Source organism: Phormidesmis priestleyi ULC007 (assembly GCF_003003695.1).
Lineage (GTDB): Bacteria > Cyanobacteriota > Cyanobacteriia > Leptolyngbyales > Leptolyngbyaceae > Phormidesmis_A > Phormidesmis_A priestleyi_A.
This window is the reverse complement of the sequence record NZ_PVWG01000002.1, coordinates 174,270-189,378: the sequence shown is the minus strand read 5'-3', so window position 1 is coordinate 189,378 and position 15,109 is coordinate 174,270. Positions and strand designations below refer to the sequence as shown.

Genomic DNA, 15,109 nt, shown 5'->3' with positions numbered 1-15,109 from the left:
ATACAGCTAGTAACCCGGTTTCTATGATGTTCCTATGAATAATTCTGCCGATCAACCTGCCGCAATGTCAGGAAAACTCAATTTAAGCACCAAGTTGGCATACGGGGCAGGTGATTTTGGGCCAGCCGTCACTGCAAACATCCTATCTGTATTCTTGCTCATTTTCTTCACCAGCGTTGCAGGGCTAGACCCAGGAATGGCAGGCAGCATTCTGCTAATCAGCAAAATTTGGGATGCGGTGAACGATCCGATCGTGGGGATGCTGAGCGATAAGACTCGCAGCCGTTGGGGTCGCCGTCACCCCTGGATGATCTTTGGCGCAATTCCCTTCGGGTTTTTCTTCTTTCTACAGTGGCTGGTGCCCCAGTTTAGCAGCGACCCGACTACCAATCAGTGGAGTTTGTTTTGGTATTACATCGCGATTAGCATTCTCTTCAACAGCTTCTACACGGCTGTCAACTTACCCTACACGGCTCTCACACCCGAACTCACCCAAGACTATGACGAACGCACTAGCCTCACCAGCTTTCGATTTGGGTTTTCGATCGGGGGCAGCATTTTGTCGCTGCTTTTAGTAGGACGCATCTTCGATCTGCCATTGCTAAAAGATAATCCTCTTCAACAATACTCAGTCATGGGAGCAGCCTGTGCTGTAATCTCTGTTTTACCCTTATTTTGGTGCGTTTGGGGCACTCGTCAGCGAGTCAAAGAAACAGAGCACCTGCGTCAAGAAACGAGTAACGAGGTGTCGCTTCCCTATCTCGAACAGCTTAAAATCGTCTTCAGCAACAGACCATTTTTGTATGTGATTGGGATCTATCTTTGTTCGTGGCTTGCCGTGCAAAACACCGTGTCAGTCATTCCCTACTTCGTCAAGAATTGGATGGGTCTAACCACGCAGGATTTTATCAATGTCATTATTGCGGTTCAGGTGACATCTTTTATCATGCTGTTTGTCTGGAGCGAGGTCAGCAAACGAGTCGGCAAGAAAGCGGTCTACTTTATGGGTATGACCGTTTGGATCATTGGTGAAATCGGGCTATTCATGCTACAGCCCGGACAAACCGGACTGCTGTATGTCTTAGCGGTAATGGCAGGTTTTGGGGTCTCGACAGCTTATCTAATTCCCTGGTCGATGATTCCCGATGTAATTGAGCTAGACGAGTTGCAAACTGGGCAACGCCGCGAAGGAGTGTTCTACGCATTTATGGTGCTGTTGCAAAAAGTGGCACTCGCGATCGGGCTGTTCCTCGTCGGCTGGGTGCTGCAACAATCAGGCTTCTTAAAAACCATCACAGGTGAGGCAGACCCGACTCAGCCTGCTTCTGCACTCTGGGCAATTCGCGTTTTAGTCGGGCCCGCTCCTCTCGTCGTGCTGATCATTGGCTTGGTGCTAGCCTACTTCTACCCCATCACCAAAGAAGTTCACGCTGAAATCTTGCTCAAGCTGCAAGAACGCAACCGCGAAAGGTCTCAAGAAAATCAATAGCTCGGCTGCCTGACTCGTCACCAACCCCAAGAGTCAGGTTCCCCTTTAAAGGGCCCCACAATATCGCTAGTCACCCAGCCACCATAAAAGTTTCCAGGCTGCGGTGTCACCTTTTCACCATCGACATAACAAGCATCCATCGGTGCCGCATAGAAGGCGACATAGTGCGCGATCGCCGCAAACTCAGGAGTCGGATTGGCATAATACCAGGCGACATCTACCGCTTGTTTGTCGCCGACTGACACTGTGTAGTAATTTCCAGAACCCTTCCACTCGCAGTAGGTCGATCGGGCAGACGCAATTAAATACTGCATCTGGATATCGTCAGGCGGAATGTAGTAAACCGGAGGATGACTGGTTTCTAACACCCGCATCGCCCGTCGCGTGTCGGCAATCACTTCGCCATTCAACACTACTTGAATCGGCTTCTCAGTCAACTCTAACCGAGGCGGACGGGGATAATTCCAAACAGATTCTTGACCAGGCTGCGGGGCAATAGGTTGAGGACGCATGAAAAACTCTTGAAACATCAAAGGGACACAATTCGATCGTGTCCCTTTATTTACCAGTTATCTAAACCCATTGTCCAGCCTTACCAAAGGGCACGAACTCCTCCGCTTCCATCATCAGAAGTAGAAGACGGGGTGGTCGTGGTGTTGTCAGGGGTAGAAGATGGCGTGGTCGTACTGTCAGGACTCGTCGATGGCGTAGTCGTGCTATCAGGAGACGTTGACGGTGTGATCGTGCTGTCAGGTGTAGAAGATGGGGTGGTCGGATTACCAGGTGTGCCAGGGATGCTGTTGGGTGTCGTCGTCGAATCGGTAGGATTGCCGCCAGCCGGAGAGATAGATCCACCCGGAGCAGCCGTAGGCATACTCATGCCGCCCGGTGTCATAGAGCCGCCAGACGACGGAACCACGACATCAGCCCCAGTGCCACCCGAACCGCTCGGAGCCGCCGAAGGATTGGTAGGAGTGCCGCTCGGAGCCGCGCTCGGTGAATTTGGTGAACTGCCAGGAGTTGTTGAACGATCCATGTTCACACTGCCAGGACTCGTTGAACGATCTAAAGTAGGCCCTACATTAGAAGGTTCCGCAGTGGGAGCCGAAGAGGGATTCGTCGGGGTGCCACTAGGGGTTACGTTATTCATCCCGCCACCTGATGACTGGGAAATGCGGTTGTAGGGAGCTTCGTTAAAGATAGTAGGATTAGGATTGACCTTCGAGAGAGAAGGAGTGGCTGAGAAAGCAGGGAAGGCAAGCAGAGAGCTGGCACCAGCAAGCCCTAAAGTTCCGGCAAGTTTAGCGCATAGCTTTGCTGCACTAAAAGTGTTGACGCGTTTGTTAGTTCCGTTCATATTGATCTCCTTACTGTTGATGATCTAGCAACCACAGAGGCTGCTGTTCAAGAGCCGAAATCACGACTCATTGCTGCACGAATAATCTGATCTAGAATCATCGCCACTAGCCAGAAGTGTAAGGATTCACGAGTTGCGGATACTCTCCCCCCGGATATAGATCTATGTTTCTCAACAAATGCTCAACAAAGGGCTGATATTGGGATTCATTTCACCACTTTGACGACTGTTCCCACGTTGATCTTTTCAAAAAGTTCTGCCGCATCTTTGACATGCATGCGAACACAGCCATGAGATGCAGCTTTTCCAATTGAGAGAGGTGTGGGCGTACCGTGAAGCCCGATCGAGTTTTTGCCGTCTGTCCAAAAACCCAGCCAATAGCCACCTAAGGGGTTTTCAGGGTCTTTGCCCGCTACTTTCTCACCTGTGAAGGGATGCACCCAGACTGGGTTTCTGACTTTTTGCCTGACTCGAAAGTTGCCTGTCGGTGTTTCCCACCCAGGGCGACCCACTGCGATCGGGTAGGTTTTGACTTTGACATCTCCTTGATAAAGCGTGACCTGACGTTTGCTGAGACGAATTTCTAGCCGCAAAGGCTGAGTGACAGGCTGGGTTTGAGGAGTTTGAGGAGAATCGAGAGATTGGGTAGGAGTGGGTGTGGTTTCATTCAAGCTAGGCTCTGCGCCGATCGCCAGTCCTGATTGAGAAACGGTGAGGGCGACCATCATTCCTAACCAGCCCATTCGCCTAACAGAATACTTCAGCATTGACAAATTCAACAAAACTACACCGATGAGCGAAACAGGTTAAGCGTTTGTGCATCATCCATCTACAGGAAGACGATCGCCCTTAACCACTTCAAAAACCGTCCTAGGTCTTTAGGCACAGATTGCCAGAAAGTCTTTATGAGGTGGTGGCTAAAAATTGCTTTAGACTCAAAAGACTGATCGTTTGGCCTAAATTAATCGGCAAAACTGAAATGCCTTCGATGCGCGACTGCACCCAACCATCACCCCACGCCCATTCGTGAAAGCCATCAATGCCTTGACTGAGCAAAAACCGCACCCGATTAGGTTCTGCAATCTCGACCTGATGTTGAATCGCGATCGCACCTGCCCAACTCATAAACGTCAATCCGGGATGCAACGTTGTGGGCAAGCCAGGTGAGAATCGCTCAAACCAAAGCCACTTAGAAAACTGGGCAGGGTTGGCGAGACTCTGACGAAGCAGGGCTTCAGAGGCCGCAACTTCAATCCGCAAACTGCTTTGTTGAAAGATACCAAACATCAGGCAAATCAAAATTGGGAATGGTTTTAGTATGGCAAACTCTGAGGTTTAGCGACTGCCAAACTCTAAATCTCGTCTACCCTCTAGGGCGCGTGCCAGCGTCAACTCATCGGCATATTCTAAGTCGCCGCCCATCGGCAGACCAAACGCAATCCGAGTCACCCGTGTGAACGGTTTGAGCAAGTGACCCACAAACAGAGTCGTCGTCTCGCCTTCAACACTGGGGCTGATCGCCAATATCACCTCGTCAATCTTCTGTTGACTGACGCGGCGCTGTAGCGGGTGAATATTTAGCTGATCAGGGCCGATGCCGTCGATCGGAGAGATCAATCCACCCAAAACGTGATATTTCCCGCGATATTCACGAGTTTTTTCTAACGCGATCACGTCTCTAGAATCGGCAACTACGCAAATCGTGCTGCTATCGCGATTGGGAGCGCGGCAGATGTCACAAACTGGTTCAGCCGACAAATGAAAGCAAACCGAACAGAAGCCCACTTGCAGCTTTGCCTCTACCAATGCCTGAGCGAGTGCCTTCACCTCTTCTTCAGGGCGCTTGAGAATATGGAGCGCAAGCCGTTGGGCTGTTTTAGGGCCAACACCAGGGAGATGTTGAAGGTGCTCAATTAAACGAGCGAGGGGGCGTGTGTAAACCGTGATCTTTCCTCCGATTCTGTCCAGATCCTAGCGCATCGGGGCGGGTGTTTGCTTAACCGGGTGGCCAAGTCAGGGGGCGACCACCAAGGATGTGCAGATGCAGATGATCAACGGTTTGTCCGCTATCGTCGCCTGTGTTGATCACAACTCGATAGCCGTTGGTAAGCCCGACTTGCTCGGCGACTCGCTTGGCGGTTAAAAGTAGGTGCCCCATCAGCGCGTGATCTTGCGAGTCTGCGTTAGAGAGTTTGGCGATCGCTTGTTTAGGAATCACTAAAATATGCACGGGCGCTTGCGGATTCACATCGCGAAAGGCGAGGGCGAGATTGTCTTCATAAACAATGTCGGCAGGAATCTCTTTGCGGATGATTTTGCCGAAAATCGTGTCGTTGGTTTCACTCATGGCAGACTGCTAGGTGCGATCGCTCTCATTCTAAAAGCGGTGTGACTCTGAAATCATGCCATGAAACGACCTAGAGAGACTTATTTGAGATAGGTGCAGTCCGATCGCATTCTTTACGTTTCAGGCGATGGCATAAACCGTTGTCTTTCTGTTTTGCGTTGGTTTGTATTGAGTTGGAGCAGAGAGGCGGTTGTGCGTCCTTCTGGTGTAGTGCCGATAATTTCGTGATTTTGCAGCGTGAAGTGTTCTGACCAAATTTGAGTGCGCGGATTGAATAAGAAGCAAAACCGACGGGTTACGGGGTCGAACGAGCCAAGATCACTGCCTTTATGTCGATTGCATCGCCAGCAGACGAGGGCTAAATTTTCTGGTTCGGTCTTACCTTGATGTTTTTCGGCAATGATGTGGTCAACCTCGTGGGGAAAGAACGTAATGTCGATCGGGACGAGGCAAAGTTCGCAGCGATACCCTGCCCGTTCTTCGACTAACCGCCTGATAGCGGCAGGAATAGGGGTCTTGCTCATCCGACGGGAGGGAAGGCGTGAAAATTGCCGGACTTCAGCATGATGATGAGATGTTCAATGCGTTCAAATTCGTCGAGTTCGGATTGTTCTAGGGGGGTAAGTTGGTTAGCTTGGCCGCGATCGAGCAAAATCGATAGCCGCTCTCGCATAGCAGCAGTAGGGCAAAAGTTGGCGATTTGTTGGGCGGTGGGATTGCTAATGATGAAGTCGAAAATGTAGCGGTAAATGGCGGCAGGCACGGCAGGTTGCTGAAGGCTCAAGGTGAGAAGTTCGATTAGGCGATCTCGGCTACCGCTTTGGTTGATCTGTTGCAGGAGATCGTCTGGAAGATCTAGGGTGATTTGGGGCATGGCAGAGTTTTGTGTAAGCACTCTGTGGGTATTTTAGCAGGGCGGAATCCAGGCTGCGAATAGTAAATACTGCGCGCTCACTGCCATGCACTTGCAGAAGTTAGAGGCTTCAGTATGGTTTAGAGGTCGTTGCATCTAGAATGGCTCAACCTCTACGTCGCTTTGCGAAATCCCCCCAGCAGCCCGATCGCTAGAAACCCACTGTAAGGGCAGGCGACCGCGTTCGAGGGGGTGACAAACCGAGCAATTTGGCGCTTGATCGCCCGATGAAAAAGCGATCGCTTCCATTTTAAGGGCTGTGTAACCTCTGGAATCCTGCCATAAAATAGACAGCAAAATACCTTCTTAACAGATTCTAAGTTAAAGATCCAGGCTCTTTTAGAGGTATTTTCTCAGAAGGCTTTGCTGTTCCTGTATATCTTTCGATAAGGGTATTAAAGACACTATCCACAAAGCGATCGCTAAACCCAATTAGAAATGAGAGAACTAAAACGAGTTCGTCTTTAATGGACGGTTGAGGAGTGGATGCTTGAGAAGCTGCGCCGTTTGTAATCAAAAACAAGCCTGAAGTCAAAACTAAATAAAAGGCTGAACTAAGCACAATGCCTTGAACATGGCGAGTTAGCATCCACTTTATAGCATCGTTGAAATAGTAAACAGACTGACTGTTGAAACGGTGTATCATTGCCGCAAAGCTGCCAATAAAGCTCCAAATCAGAATAGGAGTAGGGATTCCCCAAAAAGAAACCGTAGCTTGGGTGAGTGGCTCTTCACTTAAGTTGATAGTTGAAACTGGAAGACTTGGAAAAATAGTTTTCAATAGGGGTAGGACAATAAGACATATTGCAATAATTACAATGTAAACAGAAACGCCAAAAACAGTATTTCTGTGCCGTTTTTGGTCTTCACGAACTAACTCTTCTATCCGCAATCTACGCGTCTCGATCGCAGTCATCGCCCCTATTAAAGCCGTTGCTCTATTGTCTAGGATATCTAAAGCTAACAAGCTTGTAGTATTTGTCTTAGGCAAAGTTAAGCTAGAATCTTCTTCTTTTTCTTGCAGTAACTGATTAATTGAGTTCAACAGTTGGCTAATGATTTCGCTGTTGCTTTCTGCTTCCTTAATTAACTCTGGATGACCAATTTTTGAAACTAGGATCTGAACGACTTTTCCTCTTATAGAAATCGGCAAAACAGAATGATTAAAAAGGCTACTTAGTCTTTGACGGACTAAATTAACATTGCTTTTAATGTCTAGTAATTGTCTTGTCTGTCTGGTGTTTCCATCTTCAGAGTCAGACCATAGAGCGTTTAGCTGTTTTCCGTACTCTTCTAAACTATTTGATTTTAGTGAAGATGCTAATTCAAGCAAAGGCTCATAGGTTATCTCGTGAGTTGCTCTTGCTTTAAAGTTTGGCAAAGATCTTGACTTATGATTCGGCTCTAATGGAAATCCTGTGGAAACTGCTCGCAGCTTTATCAGCTCGACTAAAGCATCTGAAACAGGAATCAGTTCGCTTATTTTATCCATCAGATCTTGAATTTCATTAGAATTCAGCGTGGATTTGATAGAAGGGTTACCATTCATAATCTCTAAGTCCAAAAGGTGAAATAAAAGTGTTTGGAGGCAACATTATCAAGCTGCTTTTATAAAACGGCGATCGCACAACATCAAAGCAGTGTAGTTGGATGATTCTTTAACCACACCGAAATTAGGGCAAGAATTGCATACCGCTTTGAGATGATTAAAGCCTCAACGCAGCACGAGTTTGCGGGCCGACAATGCCGTCAACCATTTCAAATCCTAAAGACCTCTGAAATGCTATGACTGCGGCTCTGGTGTTTTCACCAAAAAGACCATCTGCTGCTCCGGGCTTAAAGCCTCTAGCAATCAGAGCTTTTTGCAGTTGCAGAACATCTTCGCCTGTAGAGCCAAGTTTTAGCGATCGGATCGGACGATCGTTGCTTAATTCATCAGGACTCAAGTTCATCCCCAGCTTGTCTGTCACCTCTTTTCGCAGTTGGGGAAGCTGATTATAGAGCCAGTCACCCGGACAATCAGTATCGCTAAAGTCTCGGTGTCCTTTGATGTTGACAGGGCTGATTTGACAAGAGCTACAAAGGGAAGCACATAGCTCTACCAGGCTATCCCACTGGTTCTGCTCCATTTGAAACGTCATGAAATTTCCCTCATTCTCAATGCCGGGGGAGTCATTGCCGCCAGCTAGTTTCCCGTCGTCTTGGGCAGCGTGGGCAGAGCGAATGCAAAGTCCCTGCTCAACGGCATTTAGAGAACCATGTCTTCCTTCAAGAATGAAGCCTCCGGTCGTGTTGAGAAAGTTGTGTCCAGAATCTGACCATCCCCTACGAAAATGCCCGTGTTGAATGTTGCGGGCAAACTGCTTTGCTCCATCTAGAGTGCTTTGTGATGGGTCATTGGGAGGGTTTTTGTTGTCTGTGTGGTGAACAATGATGTAACGAGGGGAAGTGACTGGAAAGGGAAATGTTCCTGGAACGGGAGGTTTGGCATCCCACTCATCGGCTGTAATGACTTTGGCAGTAAAAGGCATGATGATCGTTCCTCAAAAATGACTTGGGATAGAAGGATGATCTGCGATCGCGACTTCGTGGGTTTTGATAGCTGCGATCGCAAGTATTGTTCGAGGAGTTTAGGGGCTTTCTGACTAAGCAGGTAATCCCAAAAACTTACTTTGGGTTCCTACAATTCTGTCTTTACCTAATCCGGTTATCTCTTGAAAATTTTTGACCGCGACCTGAGTTATGGAGTCATAAACGTCAGTCACCTTATTGGCGGTGAGAGAGCTACAAACTCGTCGAACTCACGTTTAGTTAAATCCTATCTGGATGAACTGCTCTTCGTCGGTCGGTAAAAGGTCGGATAAAAGTCAGATAAAAGAAAAGTAGATGACCTCTGTAAAGTTACTGAAAATTTCTCCGGGATTTTTCTGGAATCGAGAATTCTTCGGTGAATATAATCACCAACTTCCTCAATGTTCACCTTAGTCACGACGATCGACGAAACCTTGCAAACGATCGAGCGCCTGCTCCCTCTGGGACGTTTGGCAGGAGAAGGAGGCGTTCCCGGATGCGTGCAGGAGAGTCTACTCTTGCCTTGAGGTAAACACGAGGTCAACCTCTAGCTGAAATTACTTGCGTCGATCGTCCATCTAGGAATGCCAAAGCTCAAGTCAATGAAATGAAAGCGTTGGTAGGGAATGCCAAAGCTCAAGTCAATAGAATGAAAGCGTTGGTAGGGAATGCTAACGCTTAAAGCGATGTAATCAAAGCCTTCCTGAGAAAAGCCGAGGCTCAGGTTTGTTCAACAAAAGCATTCCTAAGTGAAACTAACACCCAAGTCGATCTAATTCAATATCAGTTCGATGAGTTTTCTCACTGCGTTATTCAGCGATTCAGCCCCCTAAATCCCCCAAAATTGGGGGACTTTGAACCGGAAAGCTTGGCTTGAAGTCCCCCAATTTTGGGAATTTAGGGGCAGCCCGAATCTGAAACCATAGCGAAAAGCTTGATCGAATTCACGTTAATTCCGTACAATTGCCAACTTTAATGCGAATTTACTCAAGCTCCACGGGAATGATCCTTGAATCCTCTGAGGGTTTGGCAAAACCCAGGCGGTTAGAGTGCAACTGTAAACATTAGCAAAGGGTGCATTCCGATGCCTCGGCAAAAACGCAATTCCCAATCATTAGACCGAGCGCAACACCGCGCTATTAGTCTACAGTCGATCGATCCTGCCCTCGATCTCGGCAGAAGCCTGACCTTAGCGGCTTATCAAACTGCGATCGCGACCCACAAAACCCATTTGGATGACTACAATCGCACCTTGTCTGCGATCGAACAACTGGCACTTGCGGTTGAGGAATCTGAGAAGGTGTTAAAAGATCTGAGTGAGCGGATGCTGCTGGGTGTGGCTGCCTTTTATGGCAAAGACAGCGAGGAATATGTAATGGCGGGAGGTGCCCGCAAGAGCGATGTGGCGCATACAATGTCGAAAGCTCGAATGGGCATACCCAAGAAAAAAGCGCCAGCGGATGCTGCCTGAGTCAATGGGTTTGAGGTGATCCGGTTGGTTTGAATTGCCACTTTGCTGATTGTTTAGCGGGGTGGTTTTTTGGGGCTGGTTGTTCAGCTAGGTTAGGTTATGTTGGCTGCTCTTTAAGTCCACTTGCGCCCGAATTGGTAGCTGCATTTGTTTTGGCATCTGATATGGAAGGGCAAGTAGTTTCTGTCAGCGCACCCACGATGATCTTCCAATTACCATCCACCTTACGCATGGTGTAATTTAAGTTGAAGCACTCAAGAAACGTTTCTGGGTGTTCTTCCTTGCACTGTTTGAAACGAATCACAACTCCAGTCACGATCGCCAGATTATCGCTGAGTTGCTGAACATGCAGCGATTCAGCAACACTTCGAGTAAAACAACGCCGCTTCAGATCTTTCATCACCTTGCTAAAGCCAAAGTAACCGATGATTGGGTTGCCGATTACAGCAGCTTTTTCAGGTGAAATCAGCATTGCCGGGAAGTGGAAAAAAGGTAGCACTTTTGCAGGGTCAAGCGCTTGAAAAGCATCTGCATATTGCTGAAATGCCTTCTCAATCAGGTCTTTTTCGTCTGTCATTACGAATGCTCCAAAAAGTTGATGATAGCTGTTGCGGTAGAATCTGGATGGCTGAAACAGAAAGCATGAGCGGCATCTTTGATGGTTTCTTGTTTAGCACCAGAGATTTTTTGGGTCAGAATATCACTGTTTTGTGGAGGAATGACGCGATCGCGATCTCCAGTGATCACCAGCGTCGGGGCTGTGATCTTTCCCAATCGATCACAAGTATCGTGACTGCTCATCGCATAAAACTGACGTGCTAAAGCATCCCCTTTGCTGTGAAGCGGTGTAGTTGTTTGGAAGAATGTTTCTAAGTCGAGTTGATGCTGTTGGATAAACTCTGGTGTGAAGAGTAACTCCAGGACATCGCTGTTGAACAAGTTACTCAAAGCTCCAAATTGACTACAGGTTCCTCCAGCCATTGTGCAGCCGAGAATCAGCTTATGCAATTTGTCAGCGTGATTGAGGGCAAAGTGCTGGGCAATCATGCCGCCCATGCTGACACCCAATACATTAACTTTAGACTCACCTAATACATTAAGTAAAGCTGCGGCATCATCTGCCATCTGATCAATGGTATAGGCATGGGGCGACCCTTGCGGTATCTGCGAAGCAGCGCGACTGGTTTCTCCTGCATCCCGATTATCAAACAGAATCACTTTGTAACGCTGTGAGAGTAGCTCAGGAAGTTCTGTGCCCCAATCTAATAAACTGAAGCTAAGACCCATAATCATTAACAGTGGATCGCCCTGACCTTGAATTTTGTAGTTGATATTCAGGTCGCCGATCGTGACTTTAGGCATATCGTTTAATTAAGAGAAGGGGCAACAATCAAACTCAGATATAGAGAAGATTCCATCACTTGGAGATCGCACCCCTAATCGATGAATTAAATGTAGCCGCCGACTACTCTACTTGGCAGTCGGTAAAAGGTCAGATAAAAGTCAGTTTTTCCTGAGAGGGGCGGCTGGATGATGGGTATTTTATTAAAGAAGAAAATAAAAAGGGCGATCGGGTCGATTCTGTCGGGTTTCACTGCACTTAATCGTTTGCAGGCGATCACTTGAGGGTGATCAATTCAATCGATGGCTAAGTAAATTAGACTTTTTTTACCTGACTCGGCGGTCTCTCTTTCGTTCGAGGATAGCTTTACTGTTGTTGTGGATCATGATTGGGGGGATGCCATCCGCCACGCATCCAAAGCCGACGGGCGCGACGAATAGAGCCATCGTCATGGCGATCGTCGTTTATATCTAGCCGATTAATTGTTGCGCGTCCCATTGGACTGATACCAATAATCTTTTGACCATCATGGTTCCAGATAAAGTGGTCTGTCCAATGATCTTGTCGAGGATTAAATAATCGCTGAGTGGTTTGGGTGTCTGGGTCTATGCCATCCATGAAGTTATAGCGGCGACCGTTGCAGCGGGTGCAGGCTAGGGCAAGATTGTCTTCATCATCACTGCCATTGAGAGACTGAGGAATGATATGGTCGAAGGTAAATAGCGCGGTGCTGCCTTCTTCTGCGGAGTGGCAGTATTCACACAAGGAATTAGCACGTTGGCGGACACGTTGACGGGTAGCACGACTAATTGTCACGAGTGGTTACTGGTGATTCCGCGATCATCCGAGCATTGATCAGTGTGAAGATGCGATCGAGTTCGGTAATGCCAGCAAATTCAGCGGCTTCGGCTTCGGTAAGCGTGTTGTCTTTATGCTTATCAAGAAGCATTTCGAGATGGGTTTGCAGTTCGTCGGTGAACTTGAAGAGGTTGAGTCCACGTACTTTTTGAATTTGAATTCCGGCTTCGACCCAAGAGGAGGGCTGTACCATTATTTGTGTGACCATACGTTTCCTTCCCACAATAGATGATAGGTTTTAGTTTATCGTATTGCTCCCATCGATTGTCGGACAAAACAGCGATCGTAACCTGGGTGAGTAATCTTCTGTAGGTTGGCTTGAGCTTGCGAAGCCCAACAATTCCAACCTTTCGTCAAACTTTCCGCACTGTTAAACAAAACCATCCATTCACCATTGATACGATCGCCCTTCACAAATTAAAGGACGATCGCAGCTATGTTCTATGCTCTATGCTCCTCTAAAATCGCTTGCGCCTGGTTAGCTTTGCGCTTCCGCAAAACTCCTAGACCTAGACTGACCAAACCAGGCAACAAGGCAGGGGTTGGCACAGGGGTTGCAGAAGATGAATTGGAAAAAGCGACATCCCCGTAGGTATAAGCGTAAGCAGGGTAGTTGCCAGTGGAATCGTACGAGTAAAACTGAGCAAAGGAGGCAACAGATTTCCAGCTAAAGGTGCAGTGAGAACTGCCTGTTATGCCACGCTTCTCGGCAAGCTTTTACAGACGTTTCCCGTATTAAGTCTTCTTCAACTTGATAGCAAAACCGATTCTAGGCTCGGGGACAGGTGGATTGCATTTATCTGTACCCGTAACACACATAACCCGATTAACTGGAACATTAACGACCTTGAATTCAACAGAACCAAGACTAGGAATACTTAAGCTTCCTGTCTTCGCAAGCTCAAGAAACTGTTCTAATGCAATTTCTGCCCCCACTTGAGTCGCAAACTGGGAGAAAAAGATGAACTCAGACTTGATTTTTTCTTCAAGCTCCAGCATGAGTTGGCTGGAGAGCGCTCCACCAGTAACACCAGAGAGTATGAGATTTGTAGCTAGATTTTTCGTGGAAGCCCACTCCACGAAGGAGCGCGACGAAAAATAGGTAGAAGTTTGTGATCCGGGTTCTGCTCCCGATTGCTGAGAGCGAATTTGATCGTAGGTGTCGTCAGACTTATCAGTCACGCCTGGAGGAATCATATTTACGGCTGCAACGATCGAACCCAACGAGGGAACTTCACCATTTAACACCCTAGCAAGTGCGCTAGCATTGATTGTCAAGTTACCAATTCCACCTTGACCACAGCTTATCGTTGGCGTTGATTCACTTGTGGTTAGGTTATAGATGTAAGTGTAGTTGCAGGTAGCCGAAATTGGTGGAGGTTGAATGGTTCGCCACTGCATCTCTACGTCTGGATATGGAACATTTTTCCACTGCATCTCTACGTCTGGATATGGAACATTTTTCCATTGCATTTCAACAACAGGCACTTTAACTGTCACTTCTCGCCACTTGTCTACTGGCACATCTACTCTCTTACGACATTTACCCCCGATACTGAGTACACACCTAGATTCCATCTCAATGTAAGGTACTCTCTTAGTCTGGGTTTTCATGACTGTGACAGGAACTTTTTCTTTCCGATACTTTGTGACTGTGACAGGAAACTGTTCTTTCCGGTACTTTGTAACCGGAACTGGAATTTGTTCCTTGATCTCGCCATAAACGTGCCTTGCCAAAATCACTCCTTCAACTTTGATTTCCTTGCCTGAAAGGTTGTAAGTGACGCGGCTCAACTCGTACTTACCTTCATTTCCAATTTCAGCACCAGATAGAGTAGATAGAGCGCCATTGATTTTAGATGCCACACTAGAAGATAAGTCGTTGACCTTTTTCAACTCAGGCACACAGGCTTCTAGTGTTGAGTCAACAGGTTTCAGTAGATCTAAAGTCTCTGGCATAGTTAAGTTAACGCACGAATTAACATCGAATGCTCCTGCCAATTCAGAGAACACAATTCCAGCGCCAGACATAAAAAAAGAGGTTGCAAAGATTTTCAGGCAAACTTTGTTCATGGATTTCCTTTAGTATCGATAGTTGAAGCTAAATGCCAACACGTAAATTTCAGGTGATGCCCCAGCGCCTACCCAACAAAATGACTTTGATCTGAACTGAGTTCAACTTAACTTCCGTTCATATGTTGGGATTTGAGTAGTTTCGTAGGTTGGATTGAGGAACGAAACCCAACCTACGGAAAGGATGCGATCTCACTAATTGGTCAGCGCAACGTAGAGGTCAGCAGTAACCTACCTGGGAATGATTTTAACTAGAACAACATCAAGATCTCCCGATGGCTTCTTTTGAAAGTCATACTGTTCCCCACCAGACAATACGCGCTTAAGCGAGTATCGAGGATTGCGACCATACTCGGTATAAAAGAGATAGGTAGAACGTCCAGAATAGGTACGGCACTGTTTAGCCTCTAAAGCCTCCACCTTACCGTCAAGCTTAAAGGTTGCTCTACCGGCTAGACTACTGCAAATGACAGTTTGATTAGGTGCAACTTGAGCAGAAGCAGTCAGTGGCAGAAGTCCTAGCAATGTGCTGAAAGCAGTCAAAACGGCTACATGAGCGCTCTTACGCATTGAAGCAATACTCCTTGGTATCTAAATGTTTGCTTGGACTGTTCAACCTTAATCTCTGTTCACTTGCTTTGTCAGTCGGAGAAAGTCAGAGAAAAGTCAGAGAAAAGTCAGATGTACT

General features: G+C 47.4%; 21 protein-coding genes. 3 read left to right on the top strand and 18 right to left on the bottom strand.

Annotated elements, in window-relative coordinates:
* Positions 1-34: 34 nt before the first annotated feature.
* The gene (locus C7B65_RS03235; RefSeq protein WP_073069459.1) at positions 35-1,489 is read left to right on the top strand and encodes an MFS transporter; all 1,455 of its coding nucleotides are present in this window, start codon (positions 35-37) and stop codon (positions 1,487-1,489) included.
* Positions 1,490-1,506: 17 nt separating this feature from the next.
* Here the strand turns inward: C7B65_RS03235 and C7B65_RS03230 are convergent, their stop codons facing one another.
* The 11 genes from C7B65_RS03230 to C7B65_RS03185 form a co-directional block, all read right to left on the bottom strand.
* A complete protein-coding gene (locus C7B65_RS03230) occupies positions 1,507-2,001 on the bottom strand; it encodes a DUF427 domain-containing protein (RefSeq protein ID WP_073069601.1) in 495 nt (164 codons plus the stop codon).
* Between the two features lie 80 nt (positions 2,002-2,081).
* Positions 2,082-2,846, bottom strand: coding sequence for a hypothetical protein (locus tag C7B65_RS27295; protein WP_146135821.1), 765 nt, complete (start codon positions 2,844-2,846; stop codon positions 2,082-2,084).
* 206 nt (positions 2,847-3,052) lie between these two features.
* Positions 3,053-3,613, bottom strand: a complete 561-nt coding sequence (locus tag C7B65_RS03220) for a L,D-transpeptidase (protein WP_073069457.1) — start codon at positions 3,611-3,613, stop codon at positions 3,053-3,055.
* Between the two features lie 136 nt (positions 3,614-3,749).
* Complete coding sequence (locus C7B65_RS03215) at positions 3,750-4,133, bottom strand: hypothetical protein (RefSeq protein WP_073069456.1); 384 nt, start codon at positions 4,131-4,133, stop codon at positions 3,750-3,752.
* A 48-nt stretch (positions 4,134-4,181) separates the two neighbouring features.
* Complete coding sequence (gene recR / locus C7B65_RS03210) at positions 4,182-4,793, bottom strand: recombination mediator RecR (protein ID WP_083582650.1); 612 nt, start codon at positions 4,791-4,793, stop codon at positions 4,182-4,184.
* A gap of 49 nt (positions 4,794-4,842) precedes the next feature.
* On the bottom strand, positions 4,843-5,193 hold the full coding sequence (locus C7B65_RS03205; protein ID WP_073069454.1) for a histidine triad nucleotide-binding protein: 351 nt from the start codon (positions 5,191-5,193) through the stop codon (positions 4,843-4,845).
* 113 nt (positions 5,194-5,306) lie between these two features.
* On the bottom strand, positions 5,307-5,717 hold the full coding sequence (locus C7B65_RS03200) for an HNH endonuclease (RefSeq protein WP_073069453.1): 411 nt from the start codon (positions 5,715-5,717) through the stop codon (positions 5,307-5,309).
* Positions 5,714-6,067 carry a hypothetical protein gene (locus C7B65_RS03195; RefSeq protein ID WP_073069452.1) on the bottom strand — a complete coding sequence of 118 codons (354 nt, stop codon included), beginning with the start codon at positions 6,065-6,067 and terminating at the stop codon, positions 5,714-5,716. Before C7B65_RS03195 ends, C7B65_RS03200 begins: the two co-directional genes overlap by 4 nt.
* Positions 6,068-6,202: 135 nt before the next feature.
* On the bottom strand, positions 6,203-6,403 hold the full coding sequence (locus tag C7B65_RS27290) for a hypothetical protein (RefSeq protein WP_143161992.1): 201 nt from the start codon (positions 6,401-6,403) through the stop codon (positions 6,203-6,205).
* Between the two features lie 19 nt (positions 6,404-6,422).
* Positions 6,423-7,655 (bottom strand): hypothetical protein, encoded by a 1,233-nt coding sequence (locus C7B65_RS03190; protein WP_073069451.1) that lies wholly within the window; start codon positions 7,653-7,655, stop codon positions 6,423-6,425.
* A 157-nt stretch (positions 7,656-7,812) separates the two neighbouring features.
* Positions 7,813-8,637, bottom strand: coding sequence for a peptidoglycan recognition protein family protein (locus tag C7B65_RS03185; RefSeq protein WP_073069450.1), 825 nt, complete (start codon positions 8,635-8,637; stop codon positions 7,813-7,815).
* Between the two features lie 441 nt (positions 8,638-9,078).
* On the opposite strand from C7B65_RS03185, the gene C7B65_RS29170 reads away from it, so the two are divergent.
* Together C7B65_RS29170 and C7B65_RS03180 are read left to right on the top strand one after the other, a co-directional pair.
* Entirely contained in the window at positions 9,079-9,204 is a 126-nt protein-coding gene (locus tag C7B65_RS29170; RefSeq protein WP_262983517.1) for a hypothetical protein, read from the top strand.
* A 557-nt stretch (positions 9,205-9,761) separates the two neighbouring features.
* Positions 9,762-10,148, top strand: a complete 387-nt coding sequence (locus C7B65_RS03180; protein ID WP_073069449.1) for a hypothetical protein — start codon at positions 9,762-9,764, stop codon at positions 10,146-10,148.
* A gap of 97 nt (positions 10,149-10,245) precedes the next feature.
* Here the strand turns inward: C7B65_RS03180 and C7B65_RS03175 are convergent, their stop codons facing one another.
* The 7 genes from C7B65_RS03175 to C7B65_RS03145 form a co-directional block, all read right to left on the bottom strand.
* Complete coding sequence (locus tag C7B65_RS03175) at positions 10,246-10,725, bottom strand: nuclear transport factor 2 family protein (RefSeq protein WP_073069448.1); 480 nt, start codon at positions 10,723-10,725, stop codon at positions 10,246-10,248.
* Entirely contained in the window at positions 10,725-11,510 is a 786-nt protein-coding gene (locus C7B65_RS03170; protein ID WP_073069447.1) for an alpha/beta fold hydrolase, read from the bottom strand. Before C7B65_RS03170 ends, C7B65_RS03175 begins: the two co-directional genes overlap by 1 nt.
* Positions 11,511-11,856: 346 nt before the next feature.
* Positions 11,857-12,306 carry an HNH endonuclease gene (locus C7B65_RS03165; protein ID WP_073069446.1) on the bottom strand — a complete coding sequence of 150 codons (450 nt, stop codon included), beginning with the start codon at positions 12,304-12,306 and terminating at the stop codon, positions 11,857-11,859.
* The gene (locus C7B65_RS03160) at positions 12,296-12,556 is read right to left on the bottom strand and encodes a hypothetical protein (RefSeq protein WP_073069445.1); all 261 of its coding nucleotides are present in this window, start codon (positions 12,554-12,556) and stop codon (positions 12,296-12,298) included. The genes C7B65_RS03165 and C7B65_RS03160 overlap by 11 nt, the downstream gene beginning before the upstream one ends.
* Before the next feature lie 233 nt (positions 12,557-12,789).
* Positions 12,790-12,897: a PTPA-CTERM sorting domain-containing protein gene (locus C7B65_RS29535; RefSeq protein ID WP_181314320.1), complete on the bottom strand. Its 108-nt coding sequence runs from the start codon at positions 12,895-12,897 to the stop codon at positions 12,790-12,792.
* Between the two features lie 186 nt (positions 12,898-13,083).
* The gene (locus C7B65_RS03150) at positions 13,084-14,379 is read right to left on the bottom strand and encodes a hypothetical protein (protein ID WP_181314319.1); all 1,296 of its coding nucleotides are present in this window, start codon (positions 14,377-14,379) and stop codon (positions 13,084-13,086) included.
* A 273-nt stretch (positions 14,380-14,652) separates the two neighbouring features.
* On the bottom strand, positions 14,653-14,991 hold the full coding sequence (locus C7B65_RS03145; RefSeq protein WP_073069443.1) for a hypothetical protein: 339 nt from the start codon (positions 14,989-14,991) through the stop codon (positions 14,653-14,655).
* Positions 14,992-15,109 lie beyond the last annotated feature (118 nt).

Excerpts from the sequence above, each read along its gene's own strand:
- C7B65_RS03235 (WP_073069459.1), top strand. The coding sequence starts at position 35 with ATGAATAATTCTGCCGATCAACCTGCCGCAATGTCAGGAAAACTCAAT.
- C7B65_RS03230 (WP_073069601.1), bottom strand. The coding sequence starts at position 2,001 with ATGCGTCCTCAACCTATTGCCCCGCAGCCTGGTCAAGAATCTGTTTGG.
- C7B65_RS27295 (WP_146135821.1), bottom strand. The coding sequence starts at position 2,846 with ATGAACGGAACTAACAAACGCGTCAACACTTTTAGTGCAGCAAAGCTA.
- C7B65_RS03220 (WP_073069457.1), bottom strand. The coding sequence starts at position 3,613 with ATGCTGAAGTATTCTGTTAGGCGAATGGGCTGGTTAGGAATGATGGTC.
- C7B65_RS03215 (WP_073069456.1), bottom strand. The coding sequence starts at position 4,133 with ATGTTTGGTATCTTTCAACAAAGCAGTTTGCGGATTGAAGTTGCGGCC.
- C7B65_RS03205 (WP_073069454.1), bottom strand. The coding sequence starts at position 5,193 with ATGAGTGAAACCAACGACACGATTTTCGGCAAAATCATCCGCAAAGAG.
- C7B65_RS03200 (WP_073069453.1), bottom strand. The coding sequence starts at position 5,717 with ATGAGCAAGACCCCTATTCCTGCCGCTATCAGGCGGTTAGTCGAAGAA.
- C7B65_RS03195 (WP_073069452.1), bottom strand. The coding sequence starts at position 6,067 with ATGCCCCAAATCACCCTAGATCTTCCAGACGATCTCCTGCAACAGATC.
- C7B65_RS03190 (WP_073069451.1), bottom strand. The coding sequence starts at position 7,655 with ATGAATGGTAACCCTTCTATCAAATCCACGCTGAATTCTAATGAAATT.
- C7B65_RS03185 (WP_073069450.1), bottom strand. The coding sequence starts at position 8,637 with ATGCCTTTTACTGCCAAAGTCATTACAGCCGATGAGTGGGATGCCAAA.
- C7B65_RS29170 (WP_262983517.1), top strand. The coding sequence starts at position 9,079 with ATGTTCACCTTAGTCACGACGATCGACGAAACCTTGCAAACGATCGAG.
- C7B65_RS03180 (WP_073069449.1), top strand. The coding sequence starts at position 9,762 with ATGCCTCGGCAAAAACGCAATTCCCAATCATTAGACCGAGCGCAACAC.
- C7B65_RS03175 (WP_073069448.1), bottom strand. The coding sequence starts at position 10,725 with ATGACAGACGAAAAAGACCTGATTGAGAAGGCATTTCAGCAATATGCA.
- C7B65_RS03170 (WP_073069447.1), bottom strand. The coding sequence starts at position 11,510 with ATGCCTAAAGTCACGATCGGCGACCTGAATATCAACTACAAAATTCAA.
- C7B65_RS03160 (WP_073069445.1), bottom strand. The coding sequence starts at position 12,556 with ATGGTCACACAAATAATGGTACAGCCCTCCTCTTGGGTCGAAGCCGGA.
- C7B65_RS03150 (WP_181314319.1), bottom strand. The coding sequence starts at position 14,379 with ATGTCTGGCGCTGGAATTGTGTTCTCTGAATTGGCAGGAGCATTCGAT.
- C7B65_RS03145 (WP_073069443.1), bottom strand. The coding sequence starts at position 14,991 with ATGCGTAAGAGCGCTCATGTAGCCGTTTTGACTGCTTTCAGCACATTG.